Below are 22,215 nucleotides of genomic sequence, written 5' to 3' on the forward strand. Positions count from 1 at the left end.
CTGGCGCGCGCGGCGGGCAGACTCACCACGTGAGCGTAAACGATTGCACCGCGCTTGCCCTCTGGTAGTAACGGCCATGCTCGAACTGCTCGGCGATCACCGTCCAGTAGTAGACGCCGCGCGGCAGGTTCTGGACGATCACCTCGGCTCCCGTCACGTCGGTCTGGTCGACGAGCGGCCGCGCCAGATCCGGCGTCGTCGCGAGCACGAGGCGATAGCGCGTGGGCACGTCCGGGCGGCCGGTGAGCCAGCGGAACACGTAGTCGTGCGAGTCCGCGCGCGGCGTGGCAGACGTGGTCAGGCTGAACCGGCGGCGCTCGAACGCGTAGGTGTGAGGCAGGCCCTCCAGACCGTTCGCGTCGATCGCGCTGATGCGCACGAAGTAGGTGCCGTCGGGCACTTCGGCGAACGAGGCGTGCGGCGTGTCCACGCGCTGGTCGCGGATCACGTCCAGCAGTCCCGCGTCGCGGCCCACCTGTACGCGGTAGCTGCGCGCGCCGTCCAGCGGCGTGAGATCGAAGGCCACCTCCGGCGCGTCCTGGATCTTCCCCGGCTGCACCAGCGACGGCTCGGCCAGCAACGCCAGCGGCGTGCCGGCGGCTCCGCCCGCGGGCGTCACGCTGCCGAACTTCGCCTTCACCAGTTGCGCCGACGCGACCAGCGGTGCGCCCGGAGGAGGCGTGGCGCCTGCTGCATCCACGCCCACGGCGCCGTCGAGCACTTCCACCGCACTCACCTGCGTGTCGCTGTCGTAATTGACGCGAAAACGCGTACCGCGCACGCCCGCCACCACCGACGGCGAGCGGATCTGGAAGCGGCTGTCCTTCTTCGTGGCGTGCGTGACTTCGTTGTCGACCTCGCCGCGCTCGAGCCGGATGAGGCGATCGGTGCTGCCCGTGAAGACGGTCCGTCGCAACCGGTCGAGGCCGATCGACGAATCCTGCGGCACGCTCACGTGCGAGCCGTCTTCGAGTTCGAGCGTGACGAAGCCGTTGTGGCCCGTGCGTATGCGGTCGCCCTCGGTGAGCTTCATGCCGACGGCCAGTGCCGTGTAGGGGCCGCCGTTGCCGTAGGCATGATCGGCAGGGCCGCTGGTCGCAACGACCGTCGCCGCGACGCGATCCTCGCGCAGCAACGAGACGGGCAGGCGCAGCGTGACGCCCGGTTGCAGATGGTCGGGCGCTCTGACGTGATTGAGGCGCGCGAGCGTGCGCCAGTCGCCGGAATCGCGCAGGTAGCGGGCGGCGATGTCGTAGAGCGTGTCGCCCTGCCGGATGACGTAGGGAGTGGTTTGCTCCGCAGCGCCAGAGCCGCGTGGCTCACGGGCCGCGGCAGGCAGAGCCCACGCCAGACTCCATGCCATGACAAGCGCGGTGAGGCTCGCGCCCGTCTGCGCGGCACGCCCGCTACGTGAGGGGCACCGACCGGACGCGCCGTGCGCGACGGAACAATACGCCACGCTGTTGCCGTGCTGCTCACCGCTATGCGGACGCTTCGGCGTCGTCGGCAGGAGGTTCGCCGGCGTCACTCATCCCCCTTTTCCACGCGCTCCAACCGATAGCCGTAACCGTAGATGGGCGTCAGCCGATAGCCGTTTTCGGGCCGCAGGCCCAGCTTGGCGCGCAGCATGGAGATGTGCGTGTCCATGGTGCGCGACGGAATATCGGTGTCCTGTTTCCAGATCATGTCGAGGATGTGTGCGCGCGAGAGTGGCCGGCTCAGGTGCTTGAACAGCAGCAGTGCGAGCTCGAATTCCTTGTGTGTGAGGGACACCGGCTTGCCCCTGACGCTGACCAGCTTTGCGCTGAGGTCGAATTCGAAGTCGTCGAAGGTTTCCTTCAACGCCATGGGCTTGATTTGATAGGCGCGCCGCAGCAGCGACCCCACCCGCGCGAGCAGTATGCCCGCCGTGACCGGCTTCACCACGTAGTCGTCGGCCCCGCTGTTGAGAATCGACATGATGTCCGTCTCGCGGCTGCGACTCGTCATGAAAAGCACCGGCAGCCGCTCCGAGAGACTTTGCCTCACCCAGCGCAGCACCTCTTCGCCGGACATGTCCGGCACGTTCCAGTCGAGCACCAGCAGGTCGAACGTCTGCCGGCGCAGTTGCTTGACCAGTTCGCGCCCTTCCGAGAACGAGTGGCAAATGTGTCCAGCCGTCGAGAGCGTCTGGCAGACAAATTCTGTCTGAGCCTGATCGTCGTCGAGAACCGCAATTCTCATAACACCCCGCAACGCAAATTCGTTGTCCATCGTGGATGGATGGCGCGGCGAATATCCGCCCATTTCGTCCGCGCTTCCCGCGCGCATTTTCACCCACGCGTTTTCGCATTAACGGCTAAAAGCATCCGCCATAGCCGAATGGGCGCGCGGCGCAATCAGGGAATCTCGCAATCATCGGACGGTGCGAGAAAATGCCACGACGGCATCGCCATGAAATTCCTGAGTTGGCGCCCTGACGCTCGACTGCGCATGCTTGCGATCGGGGTATTCATGATAATCGAAAACCCCTGTCCGCCTATCGCGAGTCGCGCCTTGCATTCGGACGGGCTTTGTCGTCAGCGCTCGAACCGAGTCTTCAGACCTGCTGCCGTTCCGTCTGTTCGCCTCACCGATGACCGACGCGCAACGCGTATTAATCCGCGTGTATGGCGCACAGTATAAGAAGCCGGCAAGGCGGAAATTTAATGATTGTGTAATCGACGACTTATCGCGCCGCTATTTCGTGCCGCGCTCATGCGAGACGCCGCAATGTCTGACGCTTCCACCGCGTGTGGGTGGTCGCTCTGGCGTAGACGCGTCCGGCGGCGCACCGATGCGGCAGGGAAATGTCGTGCGCCGTGCGATGCGCCGGCGTTGCCGTATGCCTCGATGCGCTCGTGAAACGGCTGCTGATGCAGATCATCATGGCCTCCCTCGCCGATTTTTCGCCTTTCATCACATCTTTTTTCGAGCCTCGACGCCCTTCGGTGCGCCCGAAAAAAACGGCGGCGGCAGTGCAAACTGCACGGCCCATCCGTTTGCCACTACCGCCGCTTTTTTTACGACTGCCGCCATTCCGGCTGTTGTTCTTGTCTATCGTTTTTCTTGTCGTGGCGAACTGGTATTCGCTCTTGTTCTCTCCCTGCCCCGTCACCCCGGCTGCTGTCGTTACCGACCTAACCGCCCCGTAGCTGAATCGCGTCGTTCGCAAAACTTATGATCATTGTGGACGGCAATCTGTCACGGTATTGTCAGAGATTGTCAAATCCCGGCGCCGAGTTTGTTAAACATTGAAAAGCCGTCGTAGCGGCCGCGGCGGGCGATATGGCGCCCGCACGCAGCCTTCGGCGGCCGCCGTGCGCCGTGACATTCGGGATGAGGGAAAGAGACACGTGCGGCGGTGTTACTGGCGACAACGACACGGAGCGCCGCGCCAGGATGTACCCCAAAGCTCGCAGCAAGACTCCGCGAAAGAGCGCGTTGCTTCTGATGATGCCGGCAAGCTCAAACGCGTTCGTCCTGCTGCAACGCTTCGTCGCGAAAGCGCGCGGCGTGCCTCGATATCTCGCCCGGCGGCACGCCCAGCAAGCGGTTCATCCACGACGCGAGATGGCTCTGATGGGCAAAACCCACCTCCAGTGCGATCTGCGCCACCGTGAGCCGTCCCTCCAGCAGCAGTCCCTTCGCGCGATCCACACGCCGATGCACGACGTATTGATGGACCGGCACACCAAAGGTCTCGCGAAAAAGCACCTTGAAATGCGGCACGCTGAGATGGGTCACCACCGCCAGCTGCGCGAGCGTGAGGCGCTGGTCGAGGTGCGCCTCGATATAGTCGGTCACGCGCACGGCCATGGCAGGCGCAAGCGTACGGCGCCTCGTGCCGGCAGCGGCCGCAGCTTCGATCAGCCGAACGACGATCGCCGTGCACAGGCTCTCGGCATAGAGCGCGTTGGATGCATCGTTGGCGTCGAGTTCGGCCCGCAACGCCCACGCGAGGTGTTCGAGCCGCTTGTCGCGCAACTGAAACTGCGGCCGGATCTGGGCCTGCGACGGTTTCGGATCGAGCCGTCCGACGATGTCCTGCACGAACGCTTCCCCGAGCCAGATGCGCAGCAGCGTGCAGTCGGCCTCGTCGGCCCATTCGCCGTCGAGGCCTGCCGGCACCACATCGGCGTCGCCGTGCGCCTGGATGCGCGGCTTGCGCCGTCCGTTGCAGAGGCAGTTCGCCTTCACCGGCGCACCCACGTGCACGCCGATGCGGTGGTGGTCCGCGGCCGGAATGCGGTGCACGCCCGCCGGAATGTGCAACAGCTCGGCGCCGAAGCCTTGCCAGCCGAGCGCCGCACTCGATTGCACGCTCAGACCAAGGCGGGGAAACGGCTCGGCATGCTGCTTCGAAACGGCGGGAGTGGCACTCATCGGGAAGCCTTCCGGAACGGTGGATTCTGTGCATTGTCCTGCGTTTGGGCGGCCGTTGCAGTGCATGGCTTCGGGAACGGTCGCATCGATGGATGCCATTGCGCGTTCGGGCCATTGCGTTGCCAGTCCGTCATCCAGATCTGCTCATGAGCATCCTCGCGTGAGCGCGGGACACGCCGCGTTTGCCTACCATGCGGCTCTACCGTCGACGTCAAGACAAGGAGCCCAACGTGTTCGTCATCTTCGGCGCATCAGGCAATGTGGGACGCGCAACCGCCGCCGTGTTGCGCGAGTCGGGCCGCCCCGTGCGTGCCGTGGTACGCGACCCGCGCCATGCGCGGTCGCTCGAGGCATGGGGCTGCGAGGTGGCGATCGCAGATCTGGACGATCGCGAGTCCGTGGATCGCGCCATCCGCGGCGCTCAGGCCGTGCAGATGCTGTGTCCCGTACCGTCCGGCGACCCTGATCCCGCAGCCGCCATGCGCCGCATGATCGACGTAAGCGCCGCCGCGTTGCGAGCCCAACCGCCTGCGCGCGTGCTCGTGCTGTCCGACTACGGAGCCGAACTCGATTCGAATACCGGCATCACGCAGGGGTTCCACCATTTCGAGCAGCAGGTAAAGCCGCTGGCGTCGAATCTGATTCTGCTGCGTTCGGCCGAGCACATGGAGAACTGGGCGCGCGTGCTGCCGGCCGTGCACGCGGCGGGCGTGCTGCCGAGCCTGCATCATCCGCTCACGAAGCGCTTTCCGACGGTGGCCGCGCGCGACGTCGGCCTTGCCGCCGCGGCGCTGCTCCAGGACGAAGCGCCTACGCCCACCTCGCGGGTAGTGAGCATCGAGGGACCGCGACGCGTCTCGGCTTTGGATGTCGCCGGCGCCCTCGGCGACGTATTCGACCGGCATATCGAAGCGCGTGCCGTGCCTCGCGAAGAGTGGACGCCCCTGCTGCAGCGAGCCGGGCTGAGCGCCCGCCACGCCCGGTTGATCGTCGATCTCTACGACGCGCAGAACCTGGGCCGCATCGACGTGCAAGCCGGCGCGACCGAACGGCGTTTCGGTACGACGACGATAGAAGAAGTGCTGGGGGAATTGGCCCAGCGCGCGAATATCGCGGCGCGGGCGTAATGCGCCGCGCGTTGGCCAGAGCGTGTTAGGGACTTTGGGGCGAACCTGGTATCCTGGCGGCATGCCAAAACTCAAGCTGTACCCAACAGATGTATCGGATGAGGAGTGGTACTTCGCCGCCTCTTACCTGGGCTTGATGAGCAAAGACGCGCCGCAGCGTCGTTACGAGCTCCGCGAGATGTTCAACGCGCTGCGATGGATCGTGCGTGCGGGTGCCCCCTGGCGCTCGATCCTGAGGGGTACAACGCGATGGTTCGGGTGGTACGTGAGGGGATCACCCCTTCACCGCCCCCACGGCGATGCCGGACACGATGCGCCGCTGGAACACGACGTAAAGCACCACGATCGGCGCCGCGGCGAGTACGAGACCCGCGCACAACAGCGGAACGTTCGTCGTATATTCGCCGCGCAATGCGGCGATACCGACCATTAGCGTGCGCTTGTCCTGAAGCACGAGCAGCGAAATCAAGACATCGTTCCAGCAATACAGCGTATTCAGAATGCCGAGCGTGATGAGCGCAGGCTTTCCCATTGGCAGCATCACGTACCACCAGGCCTGCAGAATGCTCGCGCCGTCGATCCGCGCGGCCTCGAGCACGTCGCGCGGCAAGCTCGAATAAAACGCGGTCATCAGATACACGCTAAACGGAAGAAAGAAGGCCGTATAGGAAATGATCAGGCCTACGCGCGTATTCAACAGACCCAGGGCAATGATCGTCTGATAGAACGGCACGAGCACCACCTGCACAGGAATCATCAGCGACGCGAGGATGACCACGAAGATCAGCTTGCGATACGGGAACCGCAGAAATGCGAACGTAAAGCCCGCGAGCGATGAAACGACCAGCAAGCACGCCACCGCGCCCACCGTCACGAGTGTCGAGTTGATGTAGTACTCACCGAGATTGGCCTGCACGCAAGCCTGAACGAAGTTCTCGAACGTCGGATGACCCGCGATACCGAACCGGTCAAGGATATAGTCACGCGTCGACTTGAACGCGTTGTTGAGCGCAAACGCCAGCGGATAGACGCACGACACGGCGAGCACGGCCATCGGAACGGACAGCGTCCAGAGCACTCTCCGGTCCTGCTTTATGGTAATCGCCATGCCATGAGCCTCAAAGGTTCGCGTTACGGGTCATGATCCGGATCTGCAGCCATGCAATACCGCCCATCAGCGCAAATAGCACGACGGAGATTGCCGCCGCATACGATGGGCGATTCATCTTGCCCTGCTCAATCCAGATCAGGAATTCCGGCAAGGTCGTCGATGTGCCGGGCCCCCCATCGGTCAGCACGTAGATGAGTCCGAACATCGACGTCAGCACGCCGACCGTCGTGACGACGGCCACGAATTCGATGATCGGCCGCAGCGTCGGGATGATGATGTAGATCCACGTCTGCCAGAAATTGGCGCCGTCAAGCCGCGCGGCTTCGATCATCTCGTCGGGCACCGTCGACAGGCCCGCCATGAAGATCAGCACGCCCATGCCAAAGGTCGACCACATCTGCACGCCGATCAGGCTCATGAGTGCAGTCGAACCGTTGCCAAGCCAGTCGACCGCATCGATGCCAAACGTATCGAGCATGGCATTGAGGTTGCCGTCGTATCGCAGGACCACATTGAAGATCGAGCCGATGATCACGCTCGACAACACGGCCGGGAAGAAATAGACCGCACGAAACACCTTGCCGCCCGGCACCCCCTGATGGATCAGGATCGCCAGCACCATCGGCAGCATGACCCAGATCGGCAGCGTGGCCAGCAGGATCAGTGTGTTGACCATCGAATCGCGAAACGACGGATCGTGCGCGAGCGCGACGTAGTTCGACACACCGACAAAGCCGACTGCACCCGAGGGCGTCACGCCGAGGAACGACAGCACCGCGCCCCATCCGAGCGGAAAGATGCGGAAGACGATGACGAGCAGCAAAGCAGGAAGCAACAGCACGAACGCCATGCGTTGCTCCGAACGGTCACCGCCCGGCCTCGCCACAGCAGGCGACGCCTTGGATGTGGGCGCCGCGCCGCTCGTCACAGATGCAGAAGATTTCGACATGTCTGGGTCGTATTTCAACGTGCCTTCGAGTGCCACCCAATCGCCAGGGGCTTGATCTGATTCGCGTCACTATTGGGTGGCGTTGTCCCTGAGTCGCACAACGCGGAGCGCTGCGATGGCTTCACCTTGCAGTAGTTCGCGTTGTGCGACCAGCAATCTATATGTCACCGCTTTGCCGACGCCTGGACTTCATCCATACGCGCAGCGGCTTTATCGACCGTCGTATCGCCATTGAGCAACAGCTGGCTCTGACGGTGCCACTCTTCCATCTCGGCCGCCGATGCGCTGAGCAGCGTCGTCGTCACCGCGGAGTCCTGGAGCCATCCGAGAATGATCCTGACGGTCGGGCCTTTGAACGAAGCAAGGTCGACACTGCTGTTCGCCGGCAGCGCGCCCGCATCGTTGGCGAAGACCTGGAGGGCCGCCGGGCTCGCCAGCTCCTGCACGAGTTGCCGGGCAAGCGCGACATTCTTCGACGCCTTGTTCACGCCGTAGCCGATACCGCCGGACACGGGCATACGGGGATTGTCGGGTGGATTGCCGGCCGCAACGGTCGGCGACGGCATCTTGTAGACACCGAGTTTTTCGGGCGTGAGGAAATTCTCGAACTGCTTCCAGTGCGCCACATCGGAAATCAGGCCGATCGTGTTGCCCGCATCGCCGCGCATGAACTGCTCGTATTCATCCATGAACTTCGTCGTCGAGTTCGCGCCCTTGGGATACCAGCCATCCTTTTGCGTATCGACCCACGCCTGGAGAATCCCCTTGATCTGCGGGCTCGACCACTTGAGCTTGCCCGCCGCGAATTGCGCCTGTTCGTCGGGTGTCATCGACGTCGCGGCCAGCGAGGAGAAGAAGAATTCGGCACCGTAGCCTTCCTTGTTGCCGAGCGCAAAGCACGGGATCTTGCCGCCCTTGGCCTTGAAGGCCGCGCAAACGCGCTTGAGATCGCCCCAGTTCTTCGGCGGCCTGTTCGGATCGAGTCCGACCTGCGTGTAGAGGGCCTTGTTGTAATACACGACAAACCCCTGGAGCGTCAGCGGCAATGCATAGGTCTTGCCGCTTGCGTCCTGAAACTCCTTCACCCCGAGCATGCCTTTGTCGAGCCCGCTGAGATCGACGAGGTCCGACATCCGTGCACGTGCCTGCGCGCCGCCGTTCATCAGGAACACATCGGGCCCGGCGTTGGCCGCCAGCGAGGTACCCAGGATCGTGTAGTACTGCTCGATCGGCTGGCCGACGAACTTCACCGTGACGCCCGGATGCGAGGCTTCAAAATCTTTCTTGACCTTCTGGAAATACGTCGATGTAACGGGATCGCTCGACTTCCAGTCCCAGACCGTCAGGGTCTGTGCCGCGGCGGCGGCGGATAAGGCGAGTCCGGCAAGACACGCCGCGACGCGTGAGATAAATGTGCTTCGCACAGCTGTCTCCAATGGTTTTTATATGAAATCCATGCCTAGCCGGCCGTCGATACGGCCGCCGGTTTCGAGAGCGGCGGCGCGACAAGTTCGCTCCGGTCAAGCACATCGGGCCGCCGTAGTTCGCGACGCGCATATTCGCTGAGTTCGAGCCCGTGTCCGGGGCGATCGGGTGCCATCGCAATGCCGTCGACAATTGCGATCGGCTCGTCGACCAGCGCGTCGAAATTCTGGAACGAGTATTCAAGCCATTCGACGTCGGGCAGCGCGCATGCGCAGTGCACGCCTACTTCGAGGAAGGTATTGCCCATGCTGACCGGCACACCGAGGTCGGCCGCGAGCCAGCCCACGCGCATGACATCCGTCACCTGCCCGTGCACGTTGAGGATGTCGACAGCGTCGGCCTCCATCAATGCACGCTTGCCGCTCGCATCGAGATACTCACCCGTATTCAGCGCGGTCCACGTGGCGTTGTGCCGGATGTGCCGCAGGCCTTCGAAATCGTTGCGCAATGTCGGGTCCTCGACCCAGAGCAAGGCGTGCCCGGCGTCGCGGATGCGTTCGAGTTTCACGACGGCTTCTTTGGGTGACCACGCTTCGTTCGCATCGATCATGACTTGCGCGTCGGCCCGCACGACCTTCCTGAGCAAATCGAGGCGATGAAGGTCGCGCTCGAAGTCCCGGTGCCCGACCTTGATCTTGAACGCGGTATAGCCCAGTGCGTCGGCACGTCCAAAAAGTTCGACGAAGTCGGTGTCGCTCAGATGAAAGTCGAGCCCGCTTGCGTACGCCTTGATCCGGTCGCGCCGCGCACCGAGCATCTGCCAGAGCGGCATGCCCGCCTGCTTCGCGGCCAGGTCCCATAGCGCGACCTGGATTGCTTCATGGAAAGGCAACGTCCACGCGCGGTGGTTGCCGCCGCGCGGACGCGCTACACGATGCACGAGTGCGAGCGGCCGCTCTCCTTCGAGCGTGGGCCAGACTTCAAAGCGGAAAATGCGCTCGATTTCCGCTTCGGGCGGCAACGGCACGAACAATGACTGCGCAAAGCCCAGGCCCGTAAGCCCCTTTTCACCGATCAGCTCGAGCGCCACGACGTGAGCATCGTCGGCCCGGACCTGGCTATCACCGATCACCCTATCTCGGGCAAACTGGAAACGCGTAATACGGAAGTCAACGATACGCATGATGGAGTGCACTGATAGATCAGATTGCTTAAGTGATATATCATGCTAGTCGTTAAGATGGGAGATCACAAGTGGGTAGAACGAGAAAAGATGCCCTCGCCGAGACGGCATCCGCTGAAACGGCCGTGGAAAGTTCGCCGGCCACCGAGACCGCAAGCGGCGGTGCGCGGCTCAGCGACATTGCGTACGAGCGGATTCTCGAGGGGTTGTTCGAGCGCAAGCTGCCTGCCGGTGCATTCGTTTCGCAAAACGAACTCGTCCAGCTTCTGGGTATACCCGTAGCTCCGCTGCGTGACGCGTTGCGCGTGCTCGAAGCGGAAGGAGTACTGACAATTCACCCGCGCTCGGGCATTCAGTTCATCAAGCCGGGGCTCGAACTCACTCGGGCGACGTATCAGTTCCGCAGCATCATCGAGCGCGCGGCGATCCGCGTGTTTGCCGAGACCGCGGATGAAGAGTCGATTCGTTCACTCGAAAAGCGACATCTCGCGCTGGTGACCGCGATCGCGAAGCAAGGTCTCAAGGCGCAGCACCTCACCGAAGTCGAAGCGCTCGAAACCTCGCTGCATCATGCGGTCATCACGTCACTCGGCAATCCGCTCGTCGAGAACAGTTACCGGCGCATGCACAATTACCTGAAGCTGTTGCGCCTCGAACGCAAGCTCACTGCGCCGCTCGTGCTGCGCACGCTCAAGGAGCATCTCACGATTCTCGAGGCTTGCAGGGTGCGTGATCCGGATGCCGCCGAAGCCGCCGTCACCGCGCACTTCGCGGCGGCGTTGCAGCGCAATCTCGGGATGTATTGAACGAGAACGGCCCGTCTTGGGAGGCAGATGCGATGTGCTTCGCCGGAACTCGCCGACGGAAGCCGCGTAGTCACGATCCTCCAACCAGCGAATACGGCAGCGGCCTAAACATGCGCGCCGGACAATCGGCATGCTGCATCGTCACGAACGGGATGCCTGCTGGCTCGGCATGGTTACCCCTTGAGCGTACCAGGTAGTACTTGCCCCGGCGACATTCATGAGGCTGGCCCAATTTCCGTCCCGGTCTTAGAGTCGCTAACACAACCTGGACATGCAGCCATGAAAGCCATATCCTGGCGTGATGTCCAGACGAAAAATCAGTAATGAACTATGGGCGGCGTTGGAGCCGCTGATTCCGTTGTTCGAGCCGTCGCCCAAAGGTGGCCGACGCCGCACGGTTGATGACCGTGCAGCATTGAACGGCATCCTGTATGTCCTGCAAACAGGCATCCCGTGGGAAGACCTGCCGCAGCAACTGGGTTTCGGCAGCGGGATGACATGCTGGCGACGACTGCGGGACTGGCAGGCCGAAGGCGTATGGGAGCAACTGCATCTGGCGATGCTTCGCCGGTTGCGTGAGCATGACCAGATTGATTGGGAGCGGGCGAGCCTTGATGCCGCTAGCGTTTCCAGCCCCCGGGGGGGCAGGAAACCGGCCCGAACCCGACAGACCGGGGCAAGCTCGGGTCGAAACGGCACATCGTCGTAGATGCACGCGGTATTCCTCTGGCCATCACGGTCACGGGTGCCAACCGCCACGACTCGATGGCGTTCGAGCCCACGCTCGATGCCATTCCGGCAGTCTCGGGCCTCAATGGCGCGCCCCGTAAGCGCCCAGACAAGCTGCATGCGGACAAGGGATATGACTTTGCACGTTGTCGGCATTATCTGAAGCAGCGCGGCATCACGGCACGTATCGCCCGACGCGGGGTGGAAAGCCGCGAGCGGCTCGGACGGCATCGCTGGGTGGTCGAGCGCACGCATGCCTGGTTTGCCGGTTTCGGCAAATTGCGCATTCGTTTCGAACGGCGTCTCGACATTCATATGGCGTTGCTTTCCCTGGCGGCTGCCGTTATCTGTTCACGCTTCGTTGACGACTTGTGTTAGCGACTCTTAGTTGGAAAATTCCGGCTCTTGAGGCTGGCCCAATTTCCGTCCCGGTCTTAGTTGGAAAATTCCGGCTCTTCAGAACGGGCCGAACCGGCCCGATCGGTACACTGGCGGGCGAATTCCGCCGGTGTCATCCACTGCAGCGCAGAGTGAGGGCGCGCCTCGTTATAGTACTCGCGCCAGACCTCGATTTTGCGTCTGGCGTCCTCCAGCGACAAGAACCAATGCGCGTTGAGGCATTCCTCCCGAAAGCGTCCGTTGAAGGATTCATTCTTTGCGTTGTCGGTCGGCTTGCCAGGACGCGAGAAGTCAATCTCCACGCCATTCTCGTACGCCCATTTGTCGAGCGCCTTCGAAATGAACTCGCTGCCATTATCTGCCTTGATATAGCGGGGAAGCGGACGATGATGCGCAAGCCGAGCCAGCGCGGCGACAACGTGTTCGCCACGCAATGAACCATCGACTTCGATCGCCAGGCATTCCCGCGTGTAGTTGTCCACGATCGTGAGCGTGCGCAAGCGTCGACCATCAAAAAGTGCATCGGCGACGAAGTCCATGCTCCAGATCTCGTTGATTGCGCTCACTGACTGCTTTGGCTGGCGGCGCCGGGCCGATTTGTTTCGCCGGGGTCGCTTGTGGCGCAACGAAAGGCCCAGTTCGCGATACACGCGTTCTACTCTCTTATGGTTGTCTCTCCAGCCTTCCCGGCGAAGCATCACGTACACGCGCGGCGCACCGTAATGCACCCGCACTTCCGTGATCTCCTTGATGCGCATTTCCAGTGCGCTTTGATCCCGCGCGACTGACTCGTATCGGTAGACCGTGCGGGATAGCTGCAACAACGCGCAGGTCTGCCGCTGACTTGCGCCGAAACGTTGCATCAAGTCCGTGACAAGCTCACGGCGCCGGGAAGGCTTCAGAGCTTTTTTGACAGCACGTCCTGCAGCATGGCCTTGTCCAGCGACAGATCGGCCACGAGCCGCTTGAGCTTCGCGTTCTCTTCCTCAAGTTGCTTCAGCCGGCGCAGCTCCGACGGCGACAGCCCACCGTACTTCGTCCGCCAGTTGTAAAACGTCGCGTCGCTGATTCCCATCTTGCGGCAGACCTCCGCGACCGGCGTGCCCAGCTCGGCCTGCTTCAACGCATAGGCGATCTGTTCTTCGGTGAACTTGCTCTTCTTCACGGCATGACCTCCTGGTCTCGATGACAGCGTCATGCCGGAATTTTCCACTTCCAACTGGGACAGTTTTGTGGGCTAGGGTCAAGCACTGCGCACGGTGATCACGCAATGCACATGCCGATGCAGCACTCGGATCAGATGTCACCCACCAAGGAAAACTGATGAAACCTCGTATTTTCCGGCTCGATACGCTCGCCGGCGTGCTCGCTCTTGCGCTGTCCACTGTTGCATTCGCCGGCCAGGCGCCGGGCGCAGACTCCGCTCCGGACGTGCCGGTGAGCCACCACGATCGTGTGTATGCGGCAGAGCAGTTTTCAAACACCGTCTCCGTAACCGATCCAGCCGATAACCGGCTGCTCGGCGTGATCCGCCTGGGCGATCCTTCACCAGGCAATTTCAGTCCGCTCTATCGCGGCCAGGTGCTGGTGCACGGCATGGGCTTTTCGCCTGATCACAAAACGATTGCTGTCGTGTCGATCGGATCCAACTCCGTATCGTTCATCGATACCGCAACGAACGTGGTCAAACACGTGACGTACGTCGGACGTTCGCCCCACGAAGCGTTCTTTACGCCGGATGGCAAGGAGGTGTGGGTCACGGTCCGCGGCGAGAACTACGTCGCGGTGCTCGACGGAACCACGTTCGAGGAAGAAACGAGAATCACGACTCCGGCCGGACCCGGCATGCAGATCTTCTCGCCCGACGGGAAGTACGGCTATGTCTGCTCGTCGTTCAATCCGGAGACAGACATCGTGTCGGTGGCGGACCATCAGATCATCGCGAAGGTGAAGCAGGACAGCCCGTTTTGCCCGAACATCGCAGCGACGCCGGATGGCAAGCAGGTCTGGTTCACCCTCAAGGACGTGGGCCGCACCCAGGTATTCGACGCGAAACCGCCGTTCAGGCTGCTCAAGACGCTCGACACGGGTCCCATTACGAACCACGTGAATATCGTCAGGAATGCAAACGGTATGTTCGCGTACGTGACGGTGGGTGGACTCAATGAGGTGAAGGTCTTCCGGACCGACAACTATGCCCAGGTCGCGACGATTCCCGTCGGCAACCTGCCGCACGGGCTCTGGCCATCAGGCGATGGTTCGCGTATCTACGTGGGGCTGGAAAACGGCGACGCCCTCACGGCTATCGATACCATGACAAACAAGGTGATCGCCCAGGTGCCGATCGGTCAGGCGCCGCAAGCCATAACGTATGTGCCGGACGCAGTGCCGGACGGCGACGGCATGCAGAATCTGCAGCCCCTGGGCCTCGCGGGCAACACGGCGCATATCCGGCTGGTGTCGGCAAATGCCAAGGCACAGCCGTCCGGTAACTCGCCGACCAGCGTGGCCCTGTTCGATCAGGGGCTGCTCCAGGTTCTGCAGGCGTCCGTGACCGGACTCGACCCGAAGCAGCCTTACGTTCTGGGACTGTCCGACCATCCTGACGGGAGTGGTGCGATCGAAGGCCTCGCAAACTTCATGACCAATCCGGCCGGCTCCGCCATCGTGAATGCGATCGGGCAGATTCGCCAGGTGGTCTCGGTCAACGATCCTCATTCGGACGGCGCGCGACGCTACCTCGTGATCGCGCCTCAGATGGCCGGCAAGCCGGGGCCGGTGGTTCAGGTGCAGGCGCTTTGATTTCATTGGGTGCACCAGGCCCCCAGGAAAGCGGAACAAAACGAAATGGGAGGCGAAGAGCAACAAGGCCCTTCCCTCCCATGATTCACGGCCACCACTCGACTCGCCGGACCCTCGCCCCCGGGCTCACCGCAATCATCAAAATCTTCTTTATATTCTTCGCTCCTGTTTCTTCGCGGTCATTGCACACCAGGCCGCATGAGAGTCCATGTAGTCTCTCCAATGCGTGATCTTTCGGTTCTCGATCTTGATGATTGAGCAGAACCGGTTGTTGTACGCCACGCCTGTAGCGAGGATGATTCCATGAACCTCATATTCGATGACACAGCCGGCGGCTATCTCGTGAGTAATCAACCTGTCGGCAGATTGAAGCGCGATGTTGTCGACGTAGCCTTTGAACGCAGCCATCAGGTTGGTTCGTCCTTTGATAACGCGGGGCCAACCCAGGTCGTAGAGAGTCTCGTAAATGATGTCGTCGGCAATGACGTCGAAGAAGTGCGTTCCATCGACAAGGCCACCTAGCGCCCCTCGAACCAGATTGAAGTAAGGATCAGCCGCCTCGTAGGCGGCGTATTTCGATCTTGGCATTTCTGTTTCTTGCTCCCTTTGGTATGTTGCTTACCTGCCCGATTTCTTCGGGCCATTTCAATCCTGGAGAACGGCTTCGGTTGAGCGGCCCCGGCTTTCAGTGCCAAAGGCAATGTTAGTCTTCGGCGCCGCGGCGGGCGATGGGTTACTCGCCGGCCAGGTTCGGTCATTGCCTCACACGATAGATCTGCCATCCAAAGGTCCGCTGTACTCGGCCAGCGGACCCCGAGAGCGTACCTTGCCGCACTACTACCGATTTGCGGTGGAGCATTCAGGGAGGAACGCCGTTGCAGGCGTTCTGCCGTCTTCGGTTGCTTAAGTCGGCAACTGATTGAATTTTCGAATGGCTTTGTCCACGAAGGACTCGGGCAGATAGCGGCGCAGAAACCGCACCTGCCCGGCCTGTTTGCCCGCGGTGTAGCGCCGCTTCGGCGCGAGCTCCGTCGCCGCTTTAAGCACCGTGGCAGCAACGATCTCGGGCGCGTCGCCAGTTTCCATCATGGCCGGCAACAGTGCATGAACGCGGGCGCGATCCGCATCGTAGACCTGCAGCGTGCGGTCTGGCTTGATCGTGTTCTCCTCGAACGACGTCCGGGTCACGGCAGGCTCCACCAGCACGACACGAATGCCGAGCGTGCGCAACTCGTGGTCCAGCGATTCCGAGTAGCCCTCCACGGCATGCTTCGTCGAGGCGTACAGGGCGTTGTACGGCGATGGGATCAGACCTAGCACGGAACTCATGTTGATGATGCGCCCCCGCGTCTGGCGGCGCATCGCCGGCAGAACCGCGTTGGTGACGCGCAGCACGCCGAACACATTCACCTCGAACAGCGACCGGGCCTGCGCGACAGACGACTCTTCGGCCCCGCCGAACAAGCCGATGCCTGCGTTGTTGACCAGCAGGTCGATCCTGCCGGCGTCTCTCAAGACTTCGGCGACCATGTGCTGTACGGAGTCGTCGTCGGTCACGTCGCACGTCAGCATCGTGATGTCGTCAACGCCTGCGGGAAATGTCTTGCGGCTGGTTCCGAACACACGATAACCCGCTTGCCTGAGTGCCAGGGCTGTGGCCCGTCCAATACCGGACGAGGCTCCGGTCACGAGGGCGACAGGCATGTCGTTCTTGCTCATCAATCGATTCTCCAAAGGGTGGGCGAGCGGCATCGTTGAAAGTGTTACTATCGATTCGATACTAAGCATGCTAGCACAGTCACTATCGAAAAAGTATGGACAAGGAAACACCCTGCGATGAACCGTGCCCGATCGCGCGCAGCCTGGCCGTGTTCGGCGACGCCTGGAGTCTGTTGATCCTGCGGGATGCTCATGCGGGGCTGACCCGCTTCGACCAGTTCCGCAAAAGCCTGGGCATTGCCCCGACGATCCTTTCCCGCCGGCTTGCGACGCTGACGGAGGAAGGCATGCTGGAGAAGCGGCTGTATTCGGAGCACCCGCCGCGGGAGGAATACGTGCTGACGGCGGCCGGATGCGATGTCTTGCCGGTGCTCTTCATGATTGGCGCGTGGGGGCGCCAGCACCGTAGCGGCGGTGACCTTGTGCGCTTCCTGGATGCCGACGCGGGGACGGAAATCAAGCCAGTGGCCGTGGATGAAAACACAGGCGCCCGGATAGGATCGCGCCCAATACGAGTTATCCCTCCAGAGTGATCAGCCCTGAAGACGCGAGATAGTAGGAACTGGCTTGGCCAGGCGTCCGCGATGACAAACCTGCTAGATGAATCTGAAAGGGTGATGGTCGCGGTGCATCGCAAGCAGGCATCGATTGATCGCGCTGCCGACCGGCTGAATAGGGTCGACGCGGCCGACCGCATCTGGCAGCCGTCGGCCAAAGCGGGCAGTCAGGCTGATCCTGCGGCGAACGCTCAGGCGTCTTACTCTCCTTCGAAACCCGCCAGACGGAGTGCTTCGGCATCCAGGCCGAAGCCGACGTTCACGTTCGGCGGAAAGAAGGCTGCTATGTGACGGTCGAGTCCGGCCGTTGAAGCTGGGATAGACGAGCGATTGCTACAGATTGAGTTGAGTCTGCCGTTGTGGATGCGGGCCCGCTCGAGAACATCGAAATAGCTGATCCGCGAGCGATAAGCGCATCCGCTCGATAGCGGCTTCGTTCGAAGCGGCCGCATTGCCGACGTCTTCAATGATCTGCAACTCGTTGCGATTTCAGCCGGAAGAGATCCGACTGTTTCACAGCAAAGCCGATATACCCGCGCCCGATGGCCTTACGTCTCTCCGCCTCGTTCTACTGCGGACTGCCCACAGAATCACGAGATCGTCGGTGGCGACGGGCTGTCCATATCGGCCGTCTCGACTACCACGCGTCCGAGCGCCCTGAACGGCGCAAGAAGCGCCTCGTCGGCCACGCTCGAAGTGATCAGCCTCCAGTCGCGCTCGAGAGGCGTCCAGTGTTGCTGCCGCGAGCGACCTAGCTTGTCTGCGTCGGCGAGCACAACCACCTGAGCCGCACGCCGGATGATGCAGTCCTTCAGATACGCTTGTTGCGCGCTCGCTTCACACAGCCCGAACTCCGCGACCACGCCGTCCGCGCCGAGAAACGCCTTGTCGACGCTCAAGCGGCTAAGCGACAGTTCGGCGAGCGGCCCGAGTGTGCTCATGCTCGAATTACGCAGATCGCCGCCGAGCAGCGTGAGATGAACGCCGGGCGCGTTCGAGAGAGTCATGACGGCAAGCAGGTTGTTGGTGACCACATGAAGATCGACGCGCGAAGCGAGATGCCGCGCCAGCGCGGCACACGTCGTGCCGCCGTCGAGCAGCAACGTATCGCCGTCGTGCACGTGAGCGGCGGCCGCGCGAGCGATGGCTTCTTTCTGCTCGCGCTGCGTCGCCTTGCGTTCCTCGAGCGACGCCTCCGGTTCATGCGCGCCGATCAGCGCTGTCGCGCCACCATAGGTGCGCACGAGACGGCGCTGGTTGGCGAGCGTCGTGAGGTCGCGCCGGATGGTTGCTTCAGATACGCCGAGCGCGGCGCTGAGTTGTTCGACGTTGGTGTCGCCGCTCAGGACGAGATCGAGAATCGCGCGATGGCGTTCGGACGCTTTCATGGCTGGCATCTGCAGTATTGAGGTTGCGGATGTTACACCACGGCCCGCGCGCCTTCCGTCAGGCTCATTGCGCACTCAGCCGCGCCGCGTCGCCAGTTCAGCGCCCTGGCGCAGTGCTTCGAGCAGGCTGCGCTCGTCAGCGATGCCCTTGCCCGCGATGTCGAACGCGGTGCCATGATCGACCGATGTGCGGATGACTTCGAGCCCTACCGTCACGTTCACGCCCGCTTCCAGCCCGAGCACCTTCACCGGACCGTGACCCTGGTCGTGATACATCGCCACCACGAGGTCGAAGTCGCCGCGGCCCGCGCGAAAAAAGAGCGTGTCGGCAGGCAGCGGGCCGGTCACGTCGAGGCCGCGCTCCTGCAAAACCGTTACCGCCGGCACGATCTTCTCTTCTTCCTCGCCGTATCCGAACAAGCCGTTCTCGCCGGCATGCGGATTGATGCCGCACACGCCGATGCGCGGCTTCGCGATGCCGGCCTTCACCAGGGTCGCGTTGCCGCGCTCGATCGTGCGTTGCACGAGGCCCGGCTCGATCTTGCGGATCGCGTCGATGATCCCGATATGCGTCGTCACATGAATGACGCGCAGTTGCGGCGCGACCAGCATCATCGAGACTTCGTCGACGCCCGTCAGATGGGCGAGCATTTCGGTGTGGCCGGGAAACTTGTGGCCACCGGCGTGCAGCGCTTCCTTGTTCAGCGGCGCCGTACAGATGGCGTCGATTTGACTGGCCTCGGCAAGTTGCACCGCACGCGCGATGAACTGATAGGCAGCATCGCCCGCGACGGCTGACAACTGGCCGAAAGGCAGGTCGGCCGGAATCAGGTCGAGATCGATGCAGTCGATCGTGCCCGGCTCGTAGCGCGCCTCGGCCGCTTCCTTGATGCGGCGGATCTTTGCCATACCGCCGACGATCTTATTCGCCCGTTCGAGCCGGCGCGCGTCGCCGATCACGAGCGGACGGCACCGCTGATAAACGACGTCGTGTGCAAGGCTCTTGACGATGATTTCCGGGCCGACGCCCGCGGCGTCGCCCATCGTAATGCCGATCACGGGGAGGTAGTTGCTCATGATGTTTGCCTTGATGTCATTGAATTCTGCTGTACTGCATGCCGGATCGCGTGGGCGGCGATCAGGCCGAATCGTGTGAGCGGGTGCCCGCGCTGACGGTCGCTGCCGGGGTTTCTCGGAGATAGCGCCACGCAGCGAACAGTGCGTGGTCGGTGCCGAACGCCCCTGCCTTCGTGACGATACGCAGATGCGGCTGGCGAGTGGAGGCACCGACCGGCTTGCCGACGGCCACGCCCGCCTCTATCTCCGCAATCAGTTCGATGCTGCCGACGCCAACTGCGCTCAGCATCGCGCGGGCGGTTTCGCCGCCCGTCGCGATCAAGCCGCCGAGCGCCGCGAAATGCGGCTTGACGAGCCCGGCAAGCGCCGCCGACAGCAGCGCGCCTTCCGCCGGATCGAACGCGTCGTCGCTGCCGATGCGCAGCAGCAAATCCGCGCCCGTTCCCAATGCGTCGCCGATTCGCGCCTGCCACTGGAACAAGTCGGCGTGGCCCTCGCCGCCGCGCAGCACGGCAGGCGGTACCGTCAGTTCAATCATGCCGGCGCGTTCTCGCAGCATGGCGCACTGCCGCTCCGAGACCGCCGACAGGCTGCCCACCAACACCAGCACTGGTGCCTGTTGTCGCTGCCCTTCCGAAGCGCTTGCGCCTTTGCGCGCCGCGCGCGGCCCGAACAGACCTTCCAGGCTCGCGATCTCGCGCGCGAGGCCGCCCGAGCCGACCCAGAACAGCGCCTTGTCCATCTGTGCAGTAGCCCGCGCGAGTGTGATGAGGTCGTCCTTCGTCTCGGCGTCCACCACGAGCGCCTGGGTGCCGCTGGCCGCCACGGCCGCGATCCGCGCCATGAGCGTCTGACCGCCTTCGCGCAACGCATCCACGTCGAGTTGCGCGGTCGAAACGCCGGCTTGCGCGAGCATCACATGCAGGTCGGCCGTGCGGCCCGCGTTTTCGAGCTTCCATGTATCGGTTGTTTCCAGCGGCTCGCCGCGTACGAACACACGACCGCCAAGCAAGGTGCGACCCGTCGCCGGAAACGCCGGCGCGACTATCGCAAGACCCGCGAGCGGCTGCAGCGCGGCGACTTCGGCGGCCCAATTACCACGCAGCGTCGAGTCGATCTTTTTGTAGAGACGCCGGCCCGGCTCGCGCAACGCCAGCCAGGCTGCCGAGGTGCGCTGCGCGGCCTCGACGGGCGCGAGACGGCGGGTGTCGGTATCGGCGGCGATCACGTCGGCGGCGGTACCGTCGAGGCCTTGGGGCGGCACGTCAAGTGTGACGACCGTGCGATAGCCGGCGCTCGCAAAGCCGATCGCGCAATCGGCTGCGCCCGACAGATCGTCTGCGATGATCAGTATGCTCATCGCGCCATTTCCCTTGCTTGGCGGCTTACCTGCACGCGCTTTGCGACGGCGGCGGTCAGGATCGGCGAAAGGACCGCAGTCACGACCACGCAGGCAGCCACCAGCAGCGTCGCGCTTTTGGCCGCCTCCGCGTAGACCGGATTCGCCGCGGCGATCAACGCCGGCACGGCGGCCGCGTTACCTGCCGTATTCGCCGCAGCGGTTCCGGCGACGCCGGTGCCGCCCGTCAGACGGTCCGCGAGGTAAAGGGGAATGCCCGTCACGATCACCACAGCGATGCCTAGACCAACGCCCAGCACGCCTGCCTGCCACACCTTGTGCAGATCGAGACTCGCTCCGAGCGCCAGCGCGAAGAACGGAATCATCACCGGAACTGCTTTGCCGAGAAACGCACGCATCTCGCGATCCAGGTTCCCGAGCAGCATGCCGAACGCCAGCGGCAGAATGCTGCCGACCAGCGTCGGCCACGGAAACGCCGACAGTCCCGCCACGCCAAGCGTGACCATGGTCAGAAACGGCCCCGATTCGAGCGACATGATCGTATAGGCGCCGACGTCTTCTGAGCGGCCGTACTGGCCCATCAGCGCCATGTACAGACCGCCGTTGGTGTCATTCATCGCCGCGACGACGGCGAGCGTCGACAGGCCGGCGAACAATCCCGACGAGATCGGCTGTTCGCCAAGGAAATGCCCCATCACCACACCCACGATGATCGCGGCACCCACCTTCGTGATGAACAGCGCGCCACCCTTCTTGAGCAGATAGGGCGTTGCCTTGACGTCGATGCTCGCGCCCGTGCAGACGTAAAACACCGCCAGAATCGGCAGCGCACCGGTGAAGAGCGCATTGGTGAAAGAGCCGAAGAACTTCGGCATGTCAGGCAGAAATGTGGCGACGAGCGCGCCGAGGAGCAACGGCACGATCATCATGCCGCCGGGTACGCGCTCGATGCCGCGCTTTATGTGTATCTGAGCCATGCCAGTCTCCATTCTGATCGGATTTTGATTGGATCGGTCACTATATTGATTGAATCGATCAGTTTGGAGTGTATCTGGTGCACGTGTTTTGCGCAAATCGATCATTTTTGTGATCGATGCGATCACGTACTTCCCCGCTGAGCGCGGTCAAACGCGGTGGTCGCAAACCGACCTGCGAGACGGACAGACGAAAAAAAGCCAC

The 22,215-nt window shown here is 62.7% G+C and carries 21 protein-coding genes and 1 pseudogene; 8 read left to right on the forward strand and 14 right to left on the reverse strand.

The annotated features are described in order from the left end of the window. Nucleotides 1-22: 22 nt before the first annotated feature. Both U0042_RS27070 and U0042_RS27075 read right to left on the reverse strand, forming a co-directional pair. Complete coding sequence (locus tag U0042_RS27070; RefSeq protein WP_327205012.1) at nt 23-1,363, reverse strand: FecR family protein; 1,341 nt, start codon at nt 1,361-1,363, stop codon at nt 23-25. 161 nt (nt 1,364-1,524) lie between these two features. Further along, nucleotides 1,525-2,223 (reverse strand): response regulator transcription factor, encoded by a 699-nt coding sequence (locus U0042_RS27075; RefSeq protein WP_114815469.1) that lies wholly within the window; start codon nt 2,221-2,223, stop codon nt 1,525-1,527. A 656-nt stretch (nt 2,224-2,879) separates the two neighbouring features. On the opposite strand from U0042_RS27075, the gene U0042_RS27080 reads away from it, so the two are divergent. Beyond that, nucleotides 2,880-3,173 carry a hypothetical protein gene (locus tag U0042_RS27080; protein WP_157977948.1) on the forward strand — a complete coding sequence of 98 codons (294 nt, stop codon included), beginning with the start codon at nt 2,880-2,882 and terminating at the stop codon, nt 3,171-3,173. Between the two features lie 313 nt (nt 3,174-3,486). Here U0042_RS27080 and U0042_RS27085 read toward each other — a convergent pair whose 3' ends face one another. Further along, complete coding sequence (locus tag U0042_RS27085) at nt 3,487-4,404, reverse strand: AraC family transcriptional regulator (protein ID WP_114815471.1); 918 nt, start codon at nt 4,402-4,404, stop codon at nt 3,487-3,489. 230 nt (nt 4,405-4,634) lie between these two features. Here U0042_RS27085 and U0042_RS27090 point away from each other — a divergent pair, with 230 nt between their 5' ends. Further along, on the forward strand, nt 4,635-5,531 hold the full coding sequence (locus U0042_RS27090; protein ID WP_114815468.1) for an NAD(P)H-binding protein: 897 nt from the start codon (nt 4,635-4,637) through the stop codon (nt 5,529-5,531). Between the two features lie 61 nt (nt 5,532-5,592). Continuing rightward, nucleotides 5,593-5,784 (forward strand): annotated as a pseudogene (locus U0042_RS29990) (transposase); the annotation flags it as partial. Nucleotides 5,785-5,805: 21 nt separating this feature from the next. On the opposite strand, the gene U0042_RS27100 reads toward U0042_RS29990, so the two are convergent. From U0042_RS27100 to U0042_RS27115, 4 genes are all read right to left on the reverse strand, one after another. Next, the gene (locus U0042_RS27100) at nt 5,806-6,639 is read right to left on the reverse strand and encodes a carbohydrate ABC transporter permease (RefSeq protein ID WP_114815467.1); all 834 of its coding nucleotides are present in this window, start codon (nt 6,637-6,639) and stop codon (nt 5,806-5,808) included. A gap of 10 nt (nt 6,640-6,649) precedes the next feature. After that, complete coding sequence (locus U0042_RS27105) at nt 6,650-7,627, reverse strand: carbohydrate ABC transporter permease (protein WP_232833666.1); 978 nt, start codon at nt 7,625-7,627, stop codon at nt 6,650-6,652. Between the two features lie 128 nt (nt 7,628-7,755). Beyond that, nucleotides 7,756-9,027 (reverse strand): ABC transporter substrate-binding protein, encoded by a 1,272-nt coding sequence (locus U0042_RS27110; protein WP_232833665.1) that lies wholly within the window; start codon nt 9,025-9,027, stop codon nt 7,756-7,758. Nucleotides 9,028-9,050: 23 nt separating this feature from the next. After that, on the reverse strand, nt 9,051-10,148 hold the full coding sequence (locus U0042_RS27115) for a mandelate racemase/muconate lactonizing enzyme family protein (RefSeq protein WP_232833664.1): 1,098 nt from the start codon (nt 10,146-10,148) through the stop codon (nt 9,051-9,053). Between the two features lie 176 nt (nt 10,149-10,324). On the opposite strand from U0042_RS27115, the gene U0042_RS27120 reads away from it, so the two are divergent. Further along, nucleotides 10,325-11,005: a GntR family transcriptional regulator gene (locus U0042_RS27120; RefSeq protein WP_327205014.1), complete on the forward strand. Its 681-nt coding sequence runs from the start codon at nt 10,325-10,327 to the stop codon at nt 11,003-11,005. A gap of 301 nt (nt 11,006-11,306) precedes the next feature. Continuing rightward, nucleotides 11,307-12,112 (forward strand): IS5 family transposase gene (locus U0042_RS27125; RefSeq protein ID WP_155773625.1). Its coding sequence is split into 2 segments (ribosomal slippage): nt 11,307-11,637 and nt 11,637-12,112, totalling 807 coding nucleotides; the frame shifts between segments, so codons are not numbered across the junction. Between the two features lie 56 nt (nt 12,113-12,168). Here the strand turns inward: U0042_RS27125 and U0042_RS27130 are convergent. Then, nucleotides 12,169-13,298, reverse strand: a protein-coding gene (locus tag U0042_RS27130) for an IS3 family transposase (RefSeq protein ID WP_114815504.1) whose coding sequence is annotated in 2 segments (ribosomal slippage) — nt 12,169-13,046 and nt 13,046-13,298 — 1,131 coding nt in all. Because the reading frame shifts where the segments join, the coding sequence is not laid out codon by codon here. 158 nt (nt 13,299-13,456) lie between these two features. On the opposite strand from U0042_RS27130, the gene U0042_RS27135 reads away from it, so the two are divergent. Further along, entirely contained in the window at nt 13,457-14,935 is a 1,479-nt protein-coding gene (locus tag U0042_RS27135) for a YncE family protein (protein WP_114815040.1), read from the forward strand. 150 nt (nt 14,936-15,085) lie between these two features. Here the strand turns inward: U0042_RS27135 and U0042_RS27140 are convergent, their stop codons facing one another. Both U0042_RS27140 and U0042_RS27145 read right to left on the reverse strand, forming a co-directional pair. Further along, nucleotides 15,086-15,523, reverse strand: coding sequence for a nuclear transport factor 2 family protein (locus U0042_RS27140; protein WP_114815039.1), 438 nt, complete (start codon nt 15,521-15,523; stop codon nt 15,086-15,088). Between the two features lie 315 nt (nt 15,524-15,838). Then, nucleotides 15,839-16,654 (reverse strand): oxidoreductase, encoded by an 816-nt coding sequence (locus tag U0042_RS27145; protein ID WP_114815038.1) that lies wholly within the window; start codon nt 16,652-16,654, stop codon nt 15,839-15,841. A gap of 95 nt (nt 16,655-16,749) precedes the next feature. Between U0042_RS27145 and U0042_RS27150 the strand changes: the two genes are divergently transcribed. After that, nucleotides 16,750-17,187 (forward strand): winged helix-turn-helix transcriptional regulator, encoded by a 438-nt coding sequence (locus U0042_RS27150; RefSeq protein ID WP_114815037.1) that lies wholly within the window; start codon nt 16,750-16,752, stop codon nt 17,185-17,187. A 51-nt stretch (nt 17,188-17,238) separates the two neighbouring features. Next, a complete protein-coding gene (locus U0042_RS27155; protein ID WP_157977915.1) occupies nt 17,239-17,502 on the forward strand; it encodes a hypothetical protein in 264 nt (87 codons plus the stop codon). Between the two features lie 299 nt (nt 17,503-17,801). On the opposite strand, the gene U0042_RS27160 is transcribed toward U0042_RS27155, so the two are convergent. The 4 genes from U0042_RS27160 to U0042_RS27175 all read right to left on the reverse strand — a co-directional run bounded on the left by U0042_RS27160 (nt 17,802) and on the right by U0042_RS27175 (nt 22,013). Next, complete coding sequence (locus tag U0042_RS27160; RefSeq protein WP_114815036.1) at nt 17,802-18,599, reverse strand: DeoR/GlpR family DNA-binding transcription regulator; 798 nt, start codon at nt 18,597-18,599, stop codon at nt 17,802-17,804. 75 nt (nt 18,600-18,674) lie between these two features. After that, the gene (gene pdxA, locus U0042_RS27165) at nt 18,675-19,676 is read right to left on the reverse strand and encodes a 4-hydroxythreonine-4-phosphate dehydrogenase PdxA (RefSeq protein ID WP_114815035.1); all 1,002 of its coding nucleotides are present in this window, start codon (nt 19,674-19,676) and stop codon (nt 18,675-18,677) included. 61 nt (nt 19,677-19,737) lie between these two features. Then, nucleotides 19,738-21,036 carry a four-carbon acid sugar kinase family protein gene (locus tag U0042_RS27170; protein ID WP_114815034.1) on the reverse strand — a complete coding sequence of 433 codons (1,299 nt, stop codon included), beginning with the start codon at nt 21,034-21,036 and terminating at the stop codon, nt 19,738-19,740. Continuing rightward, nucleotides 21,033-22,013, reverse strand: coding sequence for a 2-keto-3-deoxygluconate permease (locus U0042_RS27175; protein WP_114815033.1), 981 nt, complete (start codon nt 22,011-22,013; stop codon nt 21,033-21,035). The genes U0042_RS27170 and U0042_RS27175 overlap by 4 nt, the downstream gene beginning before the upstream one ends. Between the last annotated feature and the right edge of the window lie 202 nt (nt 22,014-22,215).

It is taken from the genome of Paraburkholderia kururiensis (assembly GCF_034424375.1).
GTDB lineage: Bacteria > Pseudomonadota > Gammaproteobacteria > Burkholderiales > Burkholderiaceae > Paraburkholderia > Paraburkholderia kururiensis_A.